This window comes from Corynebacterium sp. H130, assembly GCF_037572395.1.
Classification (GTDB): domain Bacteria; phylum Actinomycetota; class Actinomycetes; order Mycobacteriales; family Mycobacteriaceae; genus Corynebacterium.
On record NZ_JBBHLA010000005.1, the window covers coordinates 260,535 to 279,679 of the forward strand.

Annotated in this window: 16 protein-coding genes; all 16 read left to right on the top strand. The window is 58.6% G+C overall.

The genetic code is table 11. The annotated features are described in order from the left end of the window. Window positions 1-49: 49 nt before the first annotated feature. The 16 genes from pheS to tyrS all read left to right on the top strand — a co-directional run bounded on the left by pheS (window position 50) and on the right by tyrS (window position 18,656). Window positions 50-1,084 carry a phenylalanine--tRNA ligase subunit alpha gene (gene pheS / locus WG939_RS11085; protein ID WP_339985736.1) on the top strand — a complete coding sequence of 345 codons (1,035 nt, stop codon included), beginning with the start codon at window positions 50-52 and terminating at the stop codon, window positions 1,082-1,084. A gap of 17 nt (window positions 1,085-1,101) precedes the next feature. Next, on the top strand, window positions 1,102-3,606 hold the full coding sequence (gene pheT, locus WG939_RS11090; protein WP_339985738.1) for a phenylalanine--tRNA ligase subunit beta: 2,505 nt from the start codon (window positions 1,102-1,104) through the stop codon (window positions 3,604-3,606). A 60-nt stretch (window positions 3,607-3,666) separates the two neighbouring features. Beyond that, window positions 3,667-4,515 (top strand): formate/nitrite transporter family protein, encoded by an 849-nt coding sequence (locus tag WG939_RS11095; protein ID WP_339985740.1) that lies wholly within the window; start codon window positions 3,667-3,669, stop codon window positions 4,513-4,515. 883 nt (window positions 4,516-5,398) lie between these two features. Next, entirely contained in the window at window positions 5,399-6,433 is a 1,035-nt protein-coding gene (gene argC / locus WG939_RS11100; RefSeq protein WP_339985742.1) for an N-acetyl-gamma-glutamyl-phosphate reductase, read from the top strand. A gap of 11 nt (window positions 6,434-6,444) precedes the next feature. Continuing rightward, complete coding sequence (gene argJ, locus WG939_RS11105; RefSeq protein WP_339985744.1) at window positions 6,445-7,596, top strand: bifunctional glutamate N-acetyltransferase/amino-acid acetyltransferase ArgJ; 1,152 nt, start codon at window positions 6,445-6,447, stop codon at window positions 7,594-7,596. Window positions 7,597-7,608: 12 nt separating this feature from the next. Beyond that, window positions 7,609-8,535 carry an acetylglutamate kinase gene (gene argB / locus WG939_RS11110; protein WP_339985746.1) on the top strand — a complete coding sequence of 309 codons (927 nt, stop codon included), beginning with the start codon at window positions 7,609-7,611 and terminating at the stop codon, window positions 8,533-8,535. Beyond that, window positions 8,536-9,720 (top strand): acetylornithine transaminase, encoded by a 1,185-nt coding sequence (locus WG939_RS11115; RefSeq protein ID WP_339985748.1) that lies wholly within the window; start codon window positions 8,536-8,538, stop codon window positions 9,718-9,720. Further along, window positions 9,721-10,662 (top strand): ornithine carbamoyltransferase, encoded by a 942-nt coding sequence (gene argF / locus WG939_RS11120; RefSeq protein ID WP_339985750.1) that lies wholly within the window; start codon window positions 9,721-9,723, stop codon window positions 10,660-10,662. Further along, window positions 10,659-11,138 (top strand): arginine repressor, encoded by a 480-nt coding sequence (locus WG939_RS11125; protein ID WP_339985752.1) that lies wholly within the window; start codon window positions 10,659-10,661, stop codon window positions 11,136-11,138. Before argF ends, WG939_RS11125 begins: the two co-directional genes overlap by 4 nt. 31 nt (window positions 11,139-11,169) lie before the next feature. Beyond that, window positions 11,170-12,366, top strand: a complete 1,197-nt coding sequence (locus WG939_RS11130; protein WP_339985755.1) for an argininosuccinate synthase — start codon at window positions 11,170-11,172, stop codon at window positions 12,364-12,366. Continuing rightward, window positions 12,367-13,782: an argininosuccinate lyase gene (argH, locus tag WG939_RS11135; RefSeq protein ID WP_339985757.1), complete on the top strand. Its 1,416-nt coding sequence runs from the start codon at window positions 12,367-12,369 to the stop codon at window positions 13,780-13,782. Window positions 13,783-13,874: 92 nt separating this feature from the next. Continuing rightward, window positions 13,875-15,026, top strand: coding sequence for a hypothetical protein (locus tag WG939_RS11140; RefSeq protein WP_339985758.1), 1,152 nt, complete (start codon window positions 13,875-13,877; stop codon window positions 15,024-15,026). Further along, window positions 15,023-16,609, top strand: a complete 1,587-nt coding sequence (locus tag WG939_RS11145; protein WP_339985759.1) for a vWA domain-containing protein — start codon at window positions 15,023-15,025, stop codon at window positions 16,607-16,609. Before WG939_RS11140 ends, WG939_RS11145 begins: the two co-directional genes overlap by 4 nt. After that, window positions 16,596-17,192 (top strand): hypothetical protein, encoded by a 597-nt coding sequence (locus WG939_RS11150; protein ID WP_339985761.1) that lies wholly within the window; start codon window positions 16,596-16,598, stop codon window positions 17,190-17,192. The genes WG939_RS11145 and WG939_RS11150 overlap by 14 nt, the downstream gene beginning before the upstream one ends. 28 nt (window positions 17,193-17,220) lie before the next feature. After that, window positions 17,221-17,397: a Trm112 family protein gene (locus WG939_RS11155; RefSeq protein ID WP_339985763.1), complete on the top strand. Its 177-nt coding sequence runs from the start codon at window positions 17,221-17,223 to the stop codon at window positions 17,395-17,397. Window positions 17,398-17,402: 5 nt separating this feature from the next. Beyond that, window positions 17,403-18,656, top strand: coding sequence for a tyrosine--tRNA ligase (tyrS, locus tag WG939_RS11160; protein WP_339985765.1), 1,254 nt, complete (start codon window positions 17,403-17,405; stop codon window positions 18,654-18,656). The last annotated feature ends 489 nt before the right edge of the window (window positions 18,657-19,145 follow it).

Consider the following 19,145-nt stretch of genomic DNA (forward strand, 5'->3'; position numbering starts at 1 on the left):
ATAGTACTTGGGTTAGAACCTGACACTTCACAACAAGGGGACTTCACTGGTGAGCGACATCGAGTTGACGGAAAGCAACCTCACATCTCTAGCAGATGCAGCGGTTGCGGCGTTTGAGCAGGCACAGAATCTGGAAGAACTCGAGGTCGCCCGAAAGGCGCACCTTGCCGACGACGCTCCAATCCCCATGGCGCGTCGCGCGCTCGGCTCGATCCCGAAGGATCAGCGCAAGGATGCTGGTCGACTGGTGAATATGGCTCGTGGTCGAGTGGAAAAGGTCTTTGGCGAGGTCAAGGTCGTTCTCGAGGAAAAGCGCAACGCTGAGGTCCTCGTGGCTGAGCGTGTCGACGTCACCGTCCCAACCACTCGTCGCCGGGGCGCGATGCACCCAATTACCCAGCTTTCGGAAAACATTGCCGACATCTTCATCGGCATGGGCTGGGAAATCGCCGACGGCCCAGAGGTTGAGGCAGAGTACTTCAACTTCGACGCACTGAACTTCCTGCCGGATCACCCAGCTCGCACCCTGCAGGACACCTTCCACGTGTCGCGAGAAAACTCGCGACAGGTATTGAGAACCCACACCTCTCCAGTCCAGGTGCGTACCCTGCTTTCCCGCGACGTTCCGGTCTACATCGCCTGCCCGGGCCGAGTGTTCCGCACGGATGAGCTGGACGCGACGCACACGCCAGTGTTCCACCAGGTAGAAGGCTTGGCCGTCGATAAGGGCCTGACTATGGCGCACCTGCGCGGCACCCTGGACCACCTGGCAAAGACTCTGTTCGGTCCAGAGACCCGCACTCGCATGCGCACCAACTACTTCCCATTCACCGAGCCATCCGCCGAGGTGGACGTGTGGTTCCCGAACAAGAAGGGCGGCGCAGGCTGGATCGAATGGGGCGGCTGTGGCATGGTCAACCCGAACGTGCTGCGTGCTGCCGGAATCGACCCAGAGGTGTACACCGGCTTCGCGTTCGGCATGGGCCTTGAGCGCACCCTGCAGTTCCGCAACGGCCTGACCGACATGCGTGACATGGTCGAAGGCGACGTCCGTTTCACCGAGCCATTTGGCGTCCAGGCTTAAAGGAGACTTGATCTACAATGCTGCTTTCTCAAAATTGGGTAACCACCCTGCTGGGCGCAAAGAACCCAGGTTGGTCCGTCTCCGCTGAAGACATGGACTCCGGCTACGTCCGCGTCGGCTTCGAAACCGAAGGCTACGCGCCGATCGAAGAGACCACCGGTCCGCTGGTGCTCGGCATCGTGGAGAACATCGAGGAACTGACCGGCTTTAAGAAGCCAATCCGCTACTGCAAGGTCAACGTCGGTGACGCAAACGGCACCGGTGAGCTGCAGGGCATCGTCTGTGGCGCCCGCAACTTCCAGGAAGGCGACATGGTTGTCGTCTCCCTGCCGGGTGCCGAGCTGCCAGGTGGCTTCAAGATCGCTGCCCGTGAGACCTACGACCACGTCTCCGAAGGCATGATCTGCTCCGCCGCTGAGCTGGGCATGGCTGACAAGCAGACCAAGGGCATTATGGTCTTGCCCGCGAATGCGGGGCAACCTGGCGACGACGCCCGCGCTGTCCTGGGCCTTAACGACACCGTCTTTGACGTCAACGTCACCCCGGACCGCGGCTACGCGCTCTCCGCTCGCGGCCTGACCCGCGAGCTGGCTTCCGCTTTCGACCTGACTTACACGGACGTTGCAGCGGATCCTTCCGCAGCGGGTATCACCGTGGACGTCCCAGCAGTGGACGGCGAGTCCCTGCCAGTGGACCTGGCACCAGAGACCAAGGCTGTCCGTTTCGGTCTGCGTAAAGTCACTGGCATTGACCCAAAGGCAAAGACCCCATTCTGGATGGAACGCGAGCTGCTGCTCTCCGGCCAGCGCCTGGTGAACCTGCCGACCGACATCACCAACTTCGTGATGATCCTGCTCGGCCAGCCAATGCACGCTTTTGATGCCGCTAAGATCCAAGGTTCCCTCACCGTGCGTAACGCCGAAGCAGGGGAGAAGCTCACCACCCTCGACCACGTCGATCGCGTGCTTGATGTCGAAGACGTAGTCATCTGTGACGAGCAGGGCATTCAGTCCCTTGCTGGTGTGATGGGTGGCTCCACCTCCGAAATCGCAGACGATACCGTAGACGTCTACTTCGAGGCAGCAATCTGGGATCCAATCACCGTGGCACGCACCTGCCGCCGCCACAAGCTGTCTTCCGAGGCATCCCGACGCTTCGAGCGTGGTGTCGACCCAACGCTGCCGGAGATCGCCCTGGACATGGCAGCATCCCTGCTGGTCCAGTACGCAGGTGGCACCGTCGAAGCTGGTCGCACCCTGGTCGGCTCCCTGCCGACCCCAGCAACCGTCACGATGGCTGCCGACTTCCCAAGCCGTATCGCAGGTGTCGAGTACAGCCGCGAGACCGTGGTTAAGCGCCTGGAAGAGGTCGGCTGCACCGTAACCGGCACCGACACTTTGGAGGTCACCGCACCGTCTTGGCGCCCAGACCTGACTTACCCTGAAGCCCTGGTGGAAGAGGTGCTCCGCCTCGAAGGCCTGGAAGCTATTCCGTCCATCGTGCCGACCGCCCCCGCTGGCCAGGGTCTCACCCCGGCTCAGAAGCGTCGTCGTGCCATTGGCCACGCACTGGCTTACAACGGCTACCTTGAGGTACTTCCATCTCCGTTCATTGCCAACGATGTCTTCGACGTGTGGGGCCTGGATGCCGACGACCCACGTCGCAGCGTTGTGAAGGTGCAAAACCCACTCGAGTCCGACCATGCGATCCTCGGCACCACGCTGCTGCCATCAATGCTCGAGGCTGTGAAGCGCAATGTGGCCCGTGGCCAGCACGACATTTCCCTGTATGGCGTTGAGCAGGTGTCCTTCGCGCGTGGTGAAGGCGTGTCGCCGATGCCGTCGGTAAGCGAGCGCCCATCCGAGGAAACCATCGCCGAACTCGTGGCCTCCTTGCCGCACCAGCCGTTGCACGTCGCTGTGGTTGGATCCGGTGCTAATGAGCCGGAAGGTCCATGGGGTGAAGGTCGTGACTACACCTACGCCGACGCCATCGAGGCGGCTCAAGTGGTTGCGCGCGCAGCTGACGTCGAATTGGAGCTAGAGAACGCTGAGATGCTGCCATGGCACCCAGGTCGTTGCGCCGCATTGAAGGTGAACGGCGAGGTTGTTGGCTACGCTGGCGAGCTGCACCCACAGGTGCTGGAACGTGCCGGACTTCCTGCCCGCACCTGCGCCATGGAGCTGGATGTGACCGCACTTCCATTCACGCCGAGCTTCCCAGCTCCGGTGCTGTCTGCGTTCCCAGCGTTGCTTCAGGACCTCGCCCTGGTTGTCGACGAAGCAACTCCAGCGGAGTCGGTGCGCAAGGTTGTGGCCGAAGCGGCCGGTGACCTGCTGGAAAAGACCGAATTGTTCGATGTTTATCGCTCCGAGCAGCTCGGTGAGGGTAAGAAGTCGCTCGCATTCTCCCTCGTCTTCCGCGCGCCAGATCGCACGCTTACCGACGACGAATGCTCCGAAGCTCGCATGGCCGCTGTCAAGGCTGCAGAAACCGCATTCGGGGCCGAACTACGCGGTTAGATGGGCTGATGGCTAAGATGCTTGTGTACCTATAAGCACTTAGTGGATTGGTTCATATCAATGACTGCAACAACCACGATTTCGACTCCAGTCGAAATCATCGACACCGCCAAGGCCGGCCTGTTGGCAAAGTCTCGTGCCAACCTAGGCACCATGGTGGTGTCCTCGATGTTTGCCGGTGCCATGATTGGCATGGGCTTCATCTTCTTTATCACCTCCCAGGTCGGTTGGACCGACTTCCCAACCGGCCTGGCAAAGGTGCTCGGCGGCGTCGTCTTCTCCACGGGTCTTGGCCTGGTCATCATCACTGGCGCTGATCTGTTCACTTCTACGTCCATGACCACCTTCATTGTGAAGGAAAAGGGCATGACTGTAGGCCAGATGCTTCGCCACTGGGGCATTGTTTACTTCTCTAACATGGCTGGCGCCTTCATTATGGCGCTGATCGTGTTCTTCTCCGGCGCAGCTCACCAGTACAAGGGCGCCTGGGGCGCTGTGGTCATCAATGCGTCCCTGTCCAAGACCTCTCACACGTTCGTGGAATGCATCTTCCTGGGCATTCTCTGTAACATGCTGGTCTGCCTGGCCGTGTGGCTCGCATTCGCAGGCAAGACTGTTGCTGACAAGATTCTTGCTGTCGCATTCCCAATCGGCTTGTTCGTTGCATCTGGTTTCGAACACTCCGTGGCCAACATGTTCATGATCCCGCTGGGTCTGCTGCTCAAGGGCCAGGCTGATCCAGTTGTCATGGAAGCAATGGCTGGTAAGGACCTGTCTGGTCTGACCGTTTACTCCTACTTGGTAGGCAACCTGCTGCCAGTGACCATCGGCAACATTATCGGTGGCTCGATCATCGCTTTGGGCATGGCCTACTGGCACCGTAATCGTGCGAGCCTTCAGGAGCAGTAGTTTTCGCTTGGCAAAAGCCACGGAAAGTTGTTTTCCGTGGCTTTTTTTGTTTTTTGTGGATGCCGTTTTGGACTGAGGCGGTTATTGGATTCCGCTGTTGGGTGAATATTGTTCCAGCTCACGTACAGGGGCTGTGGATCAGTAATTGGGGTTGTGCTGAAAATGGGCGGGGTGGCTATAAGCACCCAGTGGATGGGAATGGTAGACAAGAAAGTGAACATGATCGTTTCGGAGCTCATGGTCAACTCTGTCTCAAATTGGACTTGGATATTACCTACACTGAGGTGTCATGTGGCTATTAAGAAAAGCGTTGTGCCTGTTGTATATTCAGCCACCACAATAATTTTCGCTGTGGTGTTTTTCTATCCAATGATTTTTCGTGGCAGTATTTTTGGGTGGTCGACCAGCGCGTTCACTGCACTGGTCTGTTGCTTTTCAGCGATAACACTGGGTTTCTTGGTGGCTATTTTGTTGAAAGTCGTCCGGTTTAACACACGATGGTTAATGGTCCTATTTGCCGTTGGAGTTGGATTCATAATCGAGCCAACTGTCAAATATCTGTTTGGTGAAGACTTCTACTATGCAATTCTTCCCACCCCGATAATTTTCCCATGTATTGGTCTTGGAATTTTGATCGCAGTTTCGATCGTTTCATTTTCTAGGCATCGAAAGTAACGTCGGGTCTTAGCTGCTTATTTTGATTAACTTGTCGTTCTTTCCTGGGGGGGGCTTGGCCTGCTTGCCCACAAGACAAGATATTTTTGTTGGCGAAACCCGCAGTCGACGGCGGTTGACCTCGATTCACAAACTGACGTCTGTATGAAACGACACAAAAAGTCTGCATACTTTCCACTTATGCGCATAATGTGGTATGCTGATGGGTATGACTGTAAACGTAGCGATCGCTGGGGCTTCCGGCTATGCAGGCGGCGAAATCTTGCGCCTGCTGCTGAATCACCCGGCGTATATATCCGGTGACCTGACCATCGGCGCTCTCACGGGAGGCTCCAATGCTGGGCAGTCCCTGGGGGATCTCATGCCACACCTGCCACAGCTACGTGACCGACGCCTGGTTGATACCACCAAGGATACTCTCGCTGGCCACGATGTGGTGTTCCTCGGCCTTCCACATGGGCACTCCGCGGAGATCGCACAGCAGTTGGGGGAGGAGACCGTCATTCTTGACTGCGCCGCCGACTTCCGCCTGCAAAACAGTGCAGACTGGGAGAAGTTTTACGGCAGCGCACATGCCGGCACGTGGCCATATGGCATCCCCGAAATGCCGGGGCACCGCGATCAGATCAAGAACGCTCGCCACATTGCGATCCCAGGTTGCTTCCCAACGGGGGCGACACTGGCGCTGCTGCCAGCCGTCCAGGCGGGCCTCATCGAGCCAACCATCAACGTCGTGTCTATCACCGGTGTCTCCGGCGCTGGTAAGAAGGCAAACGTTGCGATGCTCGGCTCCGAAACCATGGGCAACGTCAAGGCCTACAACACCGGCGGCAAGCACCGCCACACCCCGGAAATCACACAGAACCTTTCTGAAGTGACGGATAAACCGGTCAACGTCAGTTTCACCCCGGTTCTCGCACCAATGCCACGTGGCATTCTCACCACCGCGACCGCGCCACTGATCTCAGACCAGGACCCACGCGAGGTGTACGAAGCTTTCTACCAGGACGAACCATTCGTAACGGTTCTCCCAGCTGGCGAGCAGCCACAAACCAAGAACGTGGTGGGCTCAAACTCGGTCCACATCCAAGTGGAGGCGAACCGTGACGCTGGGGTGCTGCTGGTTACCAGCGCAATCGACAACCTGACCAAGGGGACCGCGGGCGCTGCAGTGCAGTGCATGAACCTCGTCCTCGGATACAACGAAACTGCCGGCCTTCCCCTGACCGGTTTGGCACCTTAAAGGAGAAGACGATGACCGTTACTAAGCCACAAGGCTTCCTCTCAGCGGCTACCACCGCGGGAATTAAGCCGTCCGGTAATCCAGATATGGCGCTCGTGGTCAACGAAGGACCAGAGTTCGTCGCAGCAGGTGTGTTTACGCGCAACCGCGTCACTGCCTCGCCAGTCAAGCTTTCGAAGAAGGCACTTGCCAATGGCCAGTTGCGCGCAGTCGTGTACAACTCCGGTAACGCAAATGCGTGCAATGGCACGCAAGGTGATGCGGACGCTCAGGCAGTGGTGAGCAAGGTTGCCGAACTACTCGATGTCCCTGCTGCCGATGTCGCTGCCTGCTCTACCGGCATCATCGGTGAGCTTATGCCGATGGAGAAGGTGCTCACTGGCGTCGACAAGCTTGCCGGCGATTTGGGCGACAACGGTGACGCAGCTGCCACGGCGATTATGACGACGGATACCGTCGCAAAGACCGTGTTGGTGGAGCGTGACGGTTGGTCTATTGGCGGTATGGGCAAGGGCGTCGGCATGATGGCGCCGTCGCTGGCTACGATGCTTGTCTGCCTCACGACGGATGCGCAGGTGACCGCTGAGGTGGCCGAAGAAGCACTGCGGAAGGCGTGCGCTGTCACCTTCAACACGCTGGATATCGACGGTTCCACCTCGACCAATGACACTGTCATTCTGCTCGCTAATGGCGCTTCCGGCGTCGCTCCGAACACTGCAGAGTTTGAGGCCGCAGTTTTGGAAGCATGCGCCAGCCTTGCAGACCAGATGCAAAGTGACGCCGAAGGCGTGACCAAGCGCGTGAAGATCACGGTCAAGGGAACTACGAACGACGAACAAGCCCTGAACGCAGCACGCACGCTGGGCCGCGACAACCTGTTCAAGTGCGCGATGTTCGGATCCGACCCGAACTGGGGTCGCGTTCTCGCGGCCGTAGGCATGGCAGATGCCGACATGGATCCAGACAACATTTCCGTGTTCTTTAACGGCCAGGCCGTCTGCGAAAAGACGACCGGTGCCCCAGGTGCCCGCGAGGTTGACCTGTCGGGAGCAGACATTGATGTCCTCGTTGACCTCGGCACCGGTGGCCCAGGCCAGGCGATGGTACGCACCACAGACTTGTCCCACGACTACGTCGAGATCAACTCGGCCTACTCGAGCTAGGAGGGCCTCACGATGGTAGATCTCACCCCTTCCGACCGGGCTCATGTCCTGGCAGAGGCATTGCCGTGGTTGCAGCACTACCGCGACAAGATCGTCGTGGTCAAGTACGGTGGCAACGCCATGGTCGATGACGAGCTCAAAGCCGCTTTCGCAGCTGACATGGTGTTCCTGCGCACCGTTGGCGTGAAGCCAGTTGTCGTGCACGGCGGCGGACCGCAAATTTCCTGCATGCTGAAGCGTCTTGGCCTCGACGGCGAGTTCAAGAGCGGTTTCCGCGTGACCACTCCGGAGGTCATGGAGGTCGTGCGCATGGTGCTCTTTGGCCAGGTAGGCCGCGACCTGGTCAACCTGATCAACTCCCACGGTCCCTACGCCGTCGGCATGTCTGGTGAGGACGGCGGCCTTTTCAAGGCCGAAAAACGCCTTATCGACGTCGAAGGCACCGCCACCGATATCGGCCTCGTCGGCAACATCACGTCCGTCAACGCAGACACCATCCGCGACATTATCGACGCCGGTCGTATCCCAGTGGTCTCCACTGTCGCCCCAGGTGACGACGGGGGAGTGTACAACATCAATGCTGATACAGCCGCTGGTGCACTCGCAGGTGCCTTGGGTGCCGAGCGCCTCGTTATCCTCACCAACGTGGAGGGCCTCTACACCGATTGGCCTAACAAGGACTCCCTCGTTTCAGCCATTAAGTCGAGCAAGCTGCGGGAAATTCTCCCGAACCTCGATTCGGGAATGATCCCTAAGATGGAGTCATGCCTTTCGGCCGTCGATCAGGGCGTGGCGGCGTCCCATGTCATCGACGGTCGCATCGCGCACTCTGTGCTACTCGAGCTGCTCACCATGGGCGGTATCGGCACGATGGTGCTTCCCGACGGTTACGACCGGGAAAACTACCCAGATGGAACTGTGTTCAGGAAGGACAAGTAAATGCCACAGTGGTCAGAAACTTTGATGGACAATTACGGCACGCCCGCATTGACCATCACCAACGGTCAAGGTGCAACCGTCACGGATTCCGAAGGTCGCGTCCATATCGACTTGCTGGCGGGAATTGCAGTGAACTCCCTGGGCTATGGTCATCCAGCCATCGTTGAGGCGGTTTCCAAACAGGTAGCAAACTTTGCACACGTGTCCAACCTGTTCCAGTCGGAGCCAGTTCTCAATCTCGGTGCGTCACTCATTGAGCGCTTTGCCCGCGGCAATGTGGAATTGGCAGGGGAGACCCGCGTGTTCTTCTGCAACTCCGGCGCCGAGGCAAATGAGGCTGCTTTCAAGCTTGCGCGCTTGACTGGTAAGCGCCGCATCCTTGCTGCCGAGCACGGCTTCCACGGTCGCACCATGGGCTCGCTGGCGCTGACCGGTCAGCCGGACAAGCGCAAGGCCTTCGAACCAATGCCAAGCGGCGTTGAGTTTTACCCGTACGGCGATGTGGATTACTTGCGCAAATTGGTTGGAATCAACCCGACCGATGTTGCGGCGATCATCCTCGAACCGATTCAGGGTGAGACCGGCGTCATCCCGGCACCAGAAGGATTCCTGCAGGCAGTTCGCGAGATCTGTGACGAGGTTGGCGCGCTGTTCATCGTGGACGAAGTACAAACGGGTGTCGCGCGTACCGGTGACTTCTTTGCCCACCAGCATGAAGGCGTCGTCCCTGATGTCGTGACGATGGCCAAGGGGCTCGGTGGTGGCTTGCCGATCGGTGCCTGCCTGGCGCACGGTGCGGCGGCCAAGCTGTTCACCCCGGGCTCCCACGGCACCACCTTTGGTGGCAATCCGGTGTCCTGCGCCGCGGGAAATGCCGTTTTGAGTGTCATCGACGATGACTTCTGCGTTGAGGTGACCCGAAAGGGCTCTGAGTTTGCAGCTCAGATTACTCAGATTGCTCAGGTTGAGCATGTTCGCGGTCGTGGCTTGATGCTTGGCGTCGTGCTCAAGGGAGAATGGGCAAAGCAAGCAGTCGCGAAGGGCGCGGACTATGGATTGATTCTCAACGCGCCGTCGACAAGCGTGCTGCGACTGACCCCACCGCTCGTCATCACCGACGAAGAACTAGCTGAGGCAACGAAGCGGCTGGCATCACTGCTGGCAGACGTAGAGAAGGAGGCTTAAATGGTTCGACACTTCCTGGCTGACGACGATCTCACCCCAGCAGAACAGGCAGAGGTGCTTGCGCTGGCGGCGGAGCTGAAGAAGGCACCGTACTCTCGGGACACTTTTGCCGGCCCGCAGTCGGTAGCGGTGCTCTTTGATAAGACCTCCACGCGCACTCGCTTCTCCTTCGATGCTGGCATCGCGCAGCTCGGTGGTCATGCGATCGTGACTGATTCCGGCAGCTCGCAGATGGGCAAGGGGGAGACCTACCAGGACACTGGCGCTGTGCTGTCGCGGTTCGTGTCCGCGATCGTGTGGCGAACCTACGCGCACCAGAACCTGCTGGACATGGCTGAGACTGCGACGGTGCCGATCGTGAATGCGCTGTCCGATGATCTGCATCCGTGTCAGATCCTGGCAGACCTGCAGACATGCGTAGAAAACCTGTGTCCTGAAGAAGGACCTGCGGGCCTGAAGGGTAAGAAGGCCGTGTACCTCGGCGATGGTGACAACAACATGGCCAACTCCTACCTCATCGGTTTCGCGACCGCAGGCATGGACATCGCCATCTGCGCGCCGAAGGACTTCCAGCCGCGTGCCGAGTTCGTCGAGCGTGCTCAGCGCCGTGCAGAGGAGACCGGCGCTACCGTCACTGTCTCTGATTCCTTGGACGTTGTAGATGGTGCCGACGTGGTCATCACCGACACCTGGGTGTCGATGGGCATGGAAAACGACGGCCTCGACCGCCGCACACCGTTCCTGCCTTATCAGGTCAACGGCGCGGTGATGCAACGCGCGAAAGACACTGCGGTATTCTTGCACTGTTTGCCTGCATACCGTGGGAATGAGGTCACCGCCGAGGTTATCGACGGTCCTCAGTCCCGCGTTTTTGATGAAGCCGAAAACCGCCTCCACGCGCAGAAGGCACTGCTCGTGTGGCTCATGGAGCATCAACGATGACAAATCCCGTGACTCGAACTGCGCGCCAAGCCCGCATCCTGGAAATCCTCGAACGGTACCGCGTCTCCAGCCAGGTCCAGCTCTCTGAGCTCCTGCTCGACGAAGGCATCGACATTACCCAGGCGACCCTCTCTCGCGACCTCGACGAACTCGGCGCCAAGAAGGTGCGTCCAGACGGCGGTCGGGCGTTCTACGCTGTCGGGCTTGTCGACGGCCAACGGATTGAACAACCGCGAGGCCCGCAGGAAAAGCTGCGTCGCATGCTCGATGATCTGCTGGTCTCCGTCGATCACACAGGCAACATTGCAGTACTGCGCACTCCTCCCGGAGCCGCACAATACCTGGCGAGCTTCATCGACCGAGTTGGCATGAACGAAGTGGTGGGTACCATCGCAGGTGACGACACTGTTTTCGTTCTGGCACGCGAACCGATGACGGGCAAAGAACTCGGCGACATGTTCAGCCGCCGCTCTTAAAAATTTCAACAACTAAAGGAAAGAAACTTTCATGACTAACCGCGTTGTACTTGCATACTCCGGTGGCCTCGACACCTCCGTTGCCATCCCATACCTGGCCAAAATGACCGGTGGCGAAGTCATCGCCGTGTCCCTCGACCTCGGCCAGGGTGGCGAGGACATGGAGTCCGTGCGCCAGCGCGCTCTTGACTGTGGCGCTGTTGAGTCCATTGTCATTGACGCCAAGGATGAGTTCGCCAACGACTACTGCCTGCCAACCATCAAGGCAAACGGCATGTACATGAAGCAGTACCCGCTGGTCTCTGCAATTTCCCGCCCACTGATCGTCAAGCACCTGATTAAGGCTGCTCAGGAGCACGGCGGCACCCACGTCTCCCACGGCTGCACCGGTAAGGGCAACGACCAGGTTCGCTTCGAGGTCGGTTTCCGTGCCCTCGACCCATCCCTCGAGATCATCGCCCCAGCTCGTGACTACGCCTGGACTCGCGATAAGGCCATCGCCTTTGCCGAGGAAATTAACCTGCCTATCGAGCAGTCCAAGAAGTCCCCATTCTCCATCGACCAGAACGTCTGGGGCCGTGCAGTCGAGACCGGCTTCCTCGAGGACCTGTGGAACCCACCAACAAAGGACCTCTACGCCTACACCGAGGATCCAGCCCTCGGCAATGCACCAGATGAGCTGATCATCTCCTTCGAGCAGGGCAAGCCAGTAGCCATCGATGGTCGCCCAGTCACCGTTCTCGAGGCCATCGAGGAGCTCAACCGCCGCGGTGGCGCTCAGGGCGTTGGTCGCTTGGACATGGTTGAGGACCGCCTCGTTGGCATCAAGTCTCGCGAAATCTACGAGGCACCGGGCGCCATGATCCTGATCAAGGCACACGAAGCCATGGAAGACGTGACCGTCGAGCGTGAGCTGGGCCGTTACAAGCGCCTGATCGATTCCCGCTGGTCCGAAGAGGTCTATGACGGCCTGTGGTTCGGTCAGCTGAAGAAGTCCCTCGATGCCTTCATCGAGTCCACCCAGGAGCACGTGACCGGCGATATCCGCCTGGTGCTGCAGGCTGGCCAGATCATCGTCAACGGCCGTCGTTCCAGCCACTCCCTGTACGACTTCAACCTCGCAACCTACGACACCGGCGATACCTTCGACCAGACCGCTGCCAAGGGCTTCGTCCAGCTGCACGGTCTGTCCACGCAGATCGCCAACAAGCGCGACCGCGAGGCATAAATGGCCGGCACAAACGAAGGCGCACTCTGGGGAGGCCGCTTCGCCGGCGGCCCCTCTGAGGCAATGTTTGCCCTATCCGTGTCCACGCATTTCGACTGGGTGCTCGCACCGTACGACGTGCTCGCCTCCAAGGCACATGCCCGCGTGCTTCACAAGGCTGGCTTGCTCTCGGACGCTGACCTTGCCACCATGCTCGACGGTTTGGACCAGCTCGGCGCTGCAGTAGCCTCTGGCGAATTCAAGCCGCTGCCGACCGACGAGGACGTCCACGGCGCCATGGAGCGCGGGCTCATCGACATCGTCGGCCCCGAGGTTGGCGGTCGCCTGCGCGCTGGCCGTTCCCGCAACGACCAGGTGGCAACCCTGTTCCGCATGTGGGTCCGCGATGCCGCCCGTTCCGTAGCTATCCAGGTCACCGAGCTTGTCGACGCCCTGGTGGCTCAGGCCGAAGCTCACCCGAACGCGATCATGCCGGGCAAGACCCACTCCCAGGCAGCGCAGCCAGTACTGTTGGCACACCAGCTCCTGGCGCACGCGCACCCATTGCTGCGTGACCTGCAGCGCATCCAGGACCTGGATAAGCGCCTCGCGGTGTCTCCTTATGGTTCCGGCGCGCTCGCTGGTTCCTCGCTTGCGTTGGATCCAGAAGCGATCGCAGCGGAGCTTGGCTTTGAGTCTGCTTGCGACAACTCGATTGACGGCACCGCCTCCCGCGACTTCGCGGCGGAAACCGCGTTCGTGCTGGCACAGATCGCCGTCGACATGTCCCGCCTGGCCGAGGAAATCATCTACTGGTGCACCCCGGAATACGGCTACGTCACGCTGTCTGACGCCTGGTCCACGGGTTCGTCGATCATGCCGCAGAAGAAGAACCCTGACGTGGCTGAATTGACTCGTGGCAAGACTGGTCGCTTGATCGGTAACCTCGCTGGCCTGATGGCAACCTTGAAGGCCATGCCATTGGCGTACAACCGTGACCTGCAGGAAGACAAGGAGCCAATTGTGGACTCCTTTGCGCAGCTCAACCTGCTGCTGCCTGCAATGACCGGTTTGGTATCCACGCTGACCTTCCACGAGGAGCGCCTGCTCGAGCTGGCACCAGCCGGATTCACTCTTGCAACCGATCTCGCGGAGTGGATGGTCCGTCAGGGCGTCCCATTCCGCGAAGCTCACGAAGCCTCCGGTGCGTGCGTCCGCATTGCGGAAGCTAGGGGAGTAGACCTGGTCGACCTCACCGACGAGGAGCTGGCATCGGTCGATGCTAGATTGACACCTGACGTTCGACAGGTGTTGACCGTTGAAGGCGCCGTCGCCTCCCGCGCCACCCGTGGTGGCACCGCGGGCTCGCGCGTCGCCGAGCAACGCGAGAGAGTCGCAGCAGCTTCCTCCGAGTTCAAGAAGTGGGCCGAGAAGTAATCAGCCCTTAACAACAAGTGCCCCCGCCTCAAACAGGTGGGGGCACTCGTCTATCCATAGCGGTGATGACCAGTGGGATCTACCATGAGCTTATGGTGAGCAGTTATCAAACGAAAAAGCGATCAGGACCAGGTTTTATTTCAATTCTGCTCGCACTGGTTCTCATCGGTGTGATCGTTGCTGCGGTCATAGTCGGACGCAGCGGGGACAAAGACCTCCCGTTGGCCGGGGATAAGGATACGGTGCGGGTTGTCGCCGGATCCGAGAAGATGGAGTTCTTCCGCGATCCAGAGGTTGTGAAGCGCCTCGAAGAACGGGGCTTGACTGTCGAAGTCACCCCAAGCGGCTCCCGAAAGATCGCTACGCGCCCTGATCTCAAAGATTTTGATGCTGCGTTCCCTTCCTCCGGGCCGGCAGCGGAGAAGATTTCCCGCGAAACACAGCCGAAAGGCATGTACACGCCGTTCCATTCTCCGATGGCCGTTGCCACGTTCGAGCCGATCCTGGTAGCCCTCGAGCGCGAAAAGGTAGCAACTCAAAAAGACGGTCACTGGTACATCAACATGGAGAAGTACCTAGAGCTTTCCGCTAGTGGCAAGCGCTGGCGCGACATCGCGCCGGAGTTCCCGTCTCCGCTGGGCGTTCAGATCGCCTCAACGGATATCCGCAGTTCCAACTCAGCGGCGATGTATCTGTCAATTGCTGCGTGGGTGGCCAATGGCGGAAACGTGCCGACCTCCGATGCAGAAGTGGACAAGGTGGTTCGGAAGGTCAGCCCACTGTTCACTCACCAGGGATACACCGGAAGCTCCTCGGCAGGGCCGTTCGCTGAATACCTTTCCCAGGGGATGGGAGCCAAGCCAATGGTGATGATCTACGAGGCGCAATTCCTTGGCCAACAGATGTCCGCGCCGAACACCATCGGTGCAAATATGAAACTCGCGTACCTTGATCCAACCATTTCCTCCCAACACACCCTGCTGGCCTACAGCGAGAAGGGAAATAAATTGGGCGAAGCGCTCGCCACGGACAAAGAGCTGCAAAAACTTGCTGCTAAGCACGGGTTCCGCCCGAACACTCCAGGGATTTTCGCGGAGCAACTCAACCAAAGCGGAATTACCCCGCCTCCTGACTTCCTATCCACGATCAACCCACCTGACTTCGATCGCCTTGAACAACTCATCGAAGGGGTAAGCGCGCAATATTCCAGCTCAGCGCCTCCCGAAGGAGCTCCGGAACAATGATCACCAAACTCAAAGCAGCGCTAGCTTCGGTTCTCAGCCTCGTCCTCGTGGCCTGCGGAACGGATTCGTTGGTGCCACCCGGGGACAAAGCGAGCGGCGAAATCCGCATCGTAGCGGCCACGGAGCTCAAGGACATGGCGCCTTTGATTCGTCAGGCCGAAAAGGAACTCTCGATGAAGATCACGCTTGACTACCCGGATGGCACCATCGCGAACTCCATGGCGCTGAAAAATGGTTCCTTCGATGGCGCTTACGATGCCACGTGGTTTGCCACGAACAAGTATGTCGATTTGTACAACGCGGAGGACAAGCTTGGCACGTCGACAAGCATTGCCACCTCACCCATTGCCTTCGGTGTGCGGCAGGAGACCGCGCGCTCGTTGGGGTGGACTGACAAGCAGCCGACGTGGGCGGAAATCATTGAGGCGGTCAAGGCGAAGAAGCTTCGCTTCGGCATGACTGATCCCTCGCGCTCAAATTCCGGTTTTTCGGCGCTGGTGTCTGTCGCCACTGCTCAGGCAGATACGGGCGCAGCCTTGACCACTGAGGACATCCGCAAGGTGCAAGCGCCGTTGCGGGAGTTTTTTGCGGGGCAAAACCTGATGTCGGGCTCCTCAGGCTGGCTGGAAGAGGCCTTCGTATCTGATCCGAATCGCACTGAGGCGATCATCAACTACGAGTCCGTGTTGCTGCAAATGAAGAATTCTGGGCGTTCGGACATTCAGGTGGTGGTGCCAGCGGATGGTGTCGTGACCGCGGACTATCCGCTTGCTCCGCTGCACAATCCCCGCAGCCAGTCCGCGGCGGACAACGTGCAAAAACTCAGCAAGTGGTTGGTCGAGCACAATGGCGACATCGTGAAGGATACGCAGCGTCGCCCGGTGGACCCAGGTACTAGGCCGCATCCGGACCATCAGAAAAACACGCTGATCGAGCTGCCTTTTCCCGCGCGCCAAGAGGTGGCTGATGACCTCGTGTCAGCATTCAGCGACGACCTCCGATCCCCAGGGCGCACGGTGTTCGTTCTGGACAAGTCGGGTTCGATGACGGGCCAGCGCATGGACAGCCTGCACCAGATCCTCACCGAGCTTGTCGACGGCACAGCCCGCACCTCCACTGGCGCCGTGGGCCTACGCGATAGGGAAGAGCTCACCATCATTGCATTCGACACCTACGTTGCCGCCCCGCAAAGCCGAACCTTTGAGAAGTCTGATCAGAGCAAACGAGATGAACTGAAGGCGACGATCAACGGGATTCAACCTGGTGGCGGGACCGCCGTTTATGACGCCCTCCAAACCGCCTACAACGAGTTCGAAAGTGGCGTAGGCAAGGACGGCAAGATTCCATCCATCGTCCTCATGTCCGACGGCGCGTCGAATACCGGTGCCGATTACAAGGATTTCGAGCGCTTCTACAATGCGTTGACTCCGGAGCAAAAGCGCATTCCAGTGTTCGTCATCCTGTACGGCGAATCCAACAAGCAAGAGATGGAATCACTCGCGAAACTCACTGGTGGCAAGACGTTCGATGCCACAAAGGGTGACCTCGCCGCGGCATTTAAGGAGATCCGTGGATACCAATAATTGGTTCTTTTCCAGGCGGAACATGGTGGGAATGGTCCTGGCCATCGTCGCCATCGTGGTTCACCTTGTTGTCGGCCTCGGCACAATGTGGCCGGTTATCGCGCTGTCTGCGTGGGGCATCGGCGTCGCACTCACCCCGGCGGCCCCACAACCCGCGCTCGAAGAACCACGCACGCTTGTTGACGCCATTGAAGAATCAACCGTACGCTTCCGAAATCTTGGAGTTGGTCAATCCTCCGAGCGTGAGCTTGGGCAGCTGAGCTGGACCATCGGCCAGCTCGAGCGACACATGGACGAGCTCGCCGCCCAGCCAATCCTGCTGCAGACCGTAAACGAAATTGCGTTCAGCCACGTGCCGACACTTGTCACGGCTTTCGAAGAAGTCCCCGACATCGCTCGTTCACAGGGCATCGATGAGCTTGACCAGTCACTTCACTTCCTGAACATGGAATCATCAAAGATTCTCAATGCCATCGTGCAACAGAAATTCAAGGGCCTGGAAGACCAACGATCACAGCTCGAGGAGAAGTTCTCCGGAGTGAAGCTCTATCTCGACGGGCCGTCGCAGGGTAGTGCACCCTGACAACGGGCCCATAGGTAGAATGCAGGTCATGACAATCGATCCTAAGTTGCTGGAAATTCTGGTGTGCCCACAAGACAAAGGCCCACTGCGATATCTCGAGGCAGAGCAAAAGCTCGTAAACGAGCGGCTAGGGATTGCCTATCGAATCGACGATGGCATCCCGGTGATGCTTGCAGATGAAGCCGAAGAATACCCAGCAAAGTAGGAAAAATGAACATCATTGACGAACTCCAGTGGCGCGGCCTGATTAACCAGTCCACTGACATTGACGCCCTCCGCGAAGCATGTGAAAACCCGATCACTCTGTACTGTGGCTTCGACCCAACGGGTGACTCTCTCCACGCAGGTCACCTGGTGCCAATGATCATGCTCCGTCGCTTCCAGCAGGCCGGACACCGCCCAATCACCCTTGCCGGCGGCGCAACCGGCTTCATCGGCGACCCTCGCGACGTCGGCGAGCGCTCGATGCTTTCCCAGGAAGTCATTGAAAAGAATTTGGAGGCCATCAAGGAGCAGCTGCGACGCTTCGTCGACTTCGACGGCGATAACCCAGCTCTGATGGTGAACAACGCTGACTGGACGATGAACATGTCCGTCATCGACTTCCTGCGTGACGTGGGCAAGAACTTCTCCCTCAACACGATGCTGGACCGCGACACTGTGAAGCGTCGCCTGGAATCCGACGGCATCTCCTACACCGAATTCTCCTACATGCTGCTGCAGTCCAACGACTTTGTTCACCTGCGTCGCGAGCACGACTGCGTACTGCAGATCGGTGGCGGAGACCAGTGGGGCAACATCGTTTCCGGCGTTGACCTCAACCGCCGTGTCGACGGCGCGAAGGTTCACGGTCTGACCGTGCCTCTGGTCACCGATGCGCAGGGCCAGAAATTCGGCAAGTCCACCGGTGGTGGCAAGCTCTGGCTCGATCCGGAGAAGACCTCCGCGTACTCCTGGTACCAGTACTTCCTCAACGCTGGTGACTCCGTGGTCATCGACTACCTGCGTTGGTTCACCTTCCTGACACAGGAAGAGATCGCCTTTTACGAAGACGCGGTAGCTGAGCGCCCATTCAAGCGTGAAGCACAACGACGCCTGGCACAGGAAATGACAGATCTGGTTCACGGTCACGACGCCACCGTCGCAGTTGAACTCGCTGCGCAGGCACTTTTCGGCAAGGCATCGCTGACCGAACTCGATGAAAAGACGCTTGCCGGCGCGCTGGCAGAAACCGCTGTCTTTGATGCACCTGGAGACGCGAACATCGTGGATCTTCTCGTGGGATCTGGTCTCGTTGCTTCCAAGGGCGACGCGCGTCGCACCATCAAGGAAGGTGGCGCGTACGCGAACAACGAACGCATCGAATCTGAAGATTGGCAGCCAGCCGAAGCTGACTGGCTACACGGTTCATGGCTCGTCCTGCGTAAGGGTAAGAAGAATTTCGCCGGAGCCCGCAAGGCCTAATTCGCTAAAGTGAGGGCGGTGAGGATCAATCCTCACCGCCTTTTGGCATATAATATGGCTGATGACCTGCAGATTTGTATTCCTGTTGGATTGTGCGTAACTTAATCCGGGTCAGCGAGACAGCAGCCGAAAGGTTGTAACTCACTGCAAGGGGAAAATTCTTTGACAAAGAGATGAATTCTTTGTTAACGTGAAACCCCAGCCAATCACACCGAGTCTGGTAAATCCATCACTCAGGTTGGTTGTGCGTGTGTTGTTTGAGAACTCAATAGTGTGCCAAGTACTTTTTTATTTTTTGTTTTTGGTTGTGTGTTGGTGCCGGCAGGCCAGGAGTGGTCTGTGAAAGAGCATTAATACTCAATTTTTTTGGGTGGCGGGTTTTTCCTCGTCGGATCGTCTGTCACCCGTGTTTTTTTGGACAATCATTCGTTGGTTGTTTGTTTTGCTAGGTTTTTGGCTTTTCATATGGCTGATTATCATCTTTTATGG

What these genes read in the sequence shown, in the direction of transcription:
- tyrS (WP_339985765.1), top strand. Translation starts at nt 17,403, where the DNA reads ATGAACATCATTGACGAACTCCAGTGGCGCGGCCTGATTAACCAGTCC.
- argB (WP_339985746.1), top strand. Translation starts at nt 7,609, where the DNA reads ATGGTAGATCTCACCCCTTCCGACCGGGCTCATGTCCTGGCAGAGGCA.
- WG939_RS11125 (WP_339985752.1), top strand. Translation starts at nt 10,659, where the DNA reads ATGACAAATCCCGTGACTCGAACTGCGCGCCAAGCCCGCATCCTGGAA.
- argF (WP_339985750.1), top strand. Translation starts at nt 9,721, where the DNA reads ATGGTTCGACACTTCCTGGCTGACGACGATCTCACCCCAGCAGAACAG.
- WG939_RS11095 (WP_339985740.1), top strand. Translation starts at nt 3,667, where the DNA reads ATGACTGCAACAACCACGATTTCGACTCCAGTCGAAATCATCGACACC.
- WG939_RS11155 (WP_339985763.1), top strand. Translation starts at nt 17,221, where the DNA reads ATGACAATCGATCCTAAGTTGCTGGAAATTCTGGTGTGCCCACAAGAC.
- WG939_RS11130 (WP_339985755.1), top strand. Translation starts at nt 11,170, where the DNA reads ATGACTAACCGCGTTGTACTTGCATACTCCGGTGGCCTCGACACCTCC.
- WG939_RS11145 (WP_339985759.1), top strand. Translation starts at nt 15,023, where the DNA reads ATGATCACCAAACTCAAAGCAGCGCTAGCTTCGGTTCTCAGCCTCGTC.
- pheT (WP_339985738.1), top strand. Translation starts at nt 1,102, where the DNA reads ATGCTGCTTTCTCAAAATTGGGTAACCACCCTGCTGGGCGCAAAGAAC.
- WG939_RS11115 (WP_339985748.1), top strand. Translation starts at nt 8,536, where the DNA reads ATGCCACAGTGGTCAGAAACTTTGATGGACAATTACGGCACGCCCGCA.
- argH (WP_339985757.1), top strand. Translation starts at nt 12,367, where the DNA reads ATGGCCGGCACAAACGAAGGCGCACTCTGGGGAGGCCGCTTCGCCGGC.
- argJ (WP_339985744.1), top strand. Translation starts at nt 6,445, where the DNA reads ATGACCGTTACTAAGCCACAAGGCTTCCTCTCAGCGGCTACCACCGCG.
- argC (WP_339985742.1), top strand. Translation starts at nt 5,399, where the DNA reads ATGACTGTAAACGTAGCGATCGCTGGGGCTTCCGGCTATGCAGGCGGC.
- WG939_RS11140 (WP_339985758.1), top strand. Translation starts at nt 13,875, where the DNA reads ATGGTGAGCAGTTATCAAACGAAAAAGCGATCAGGACCAGGTTTTATT.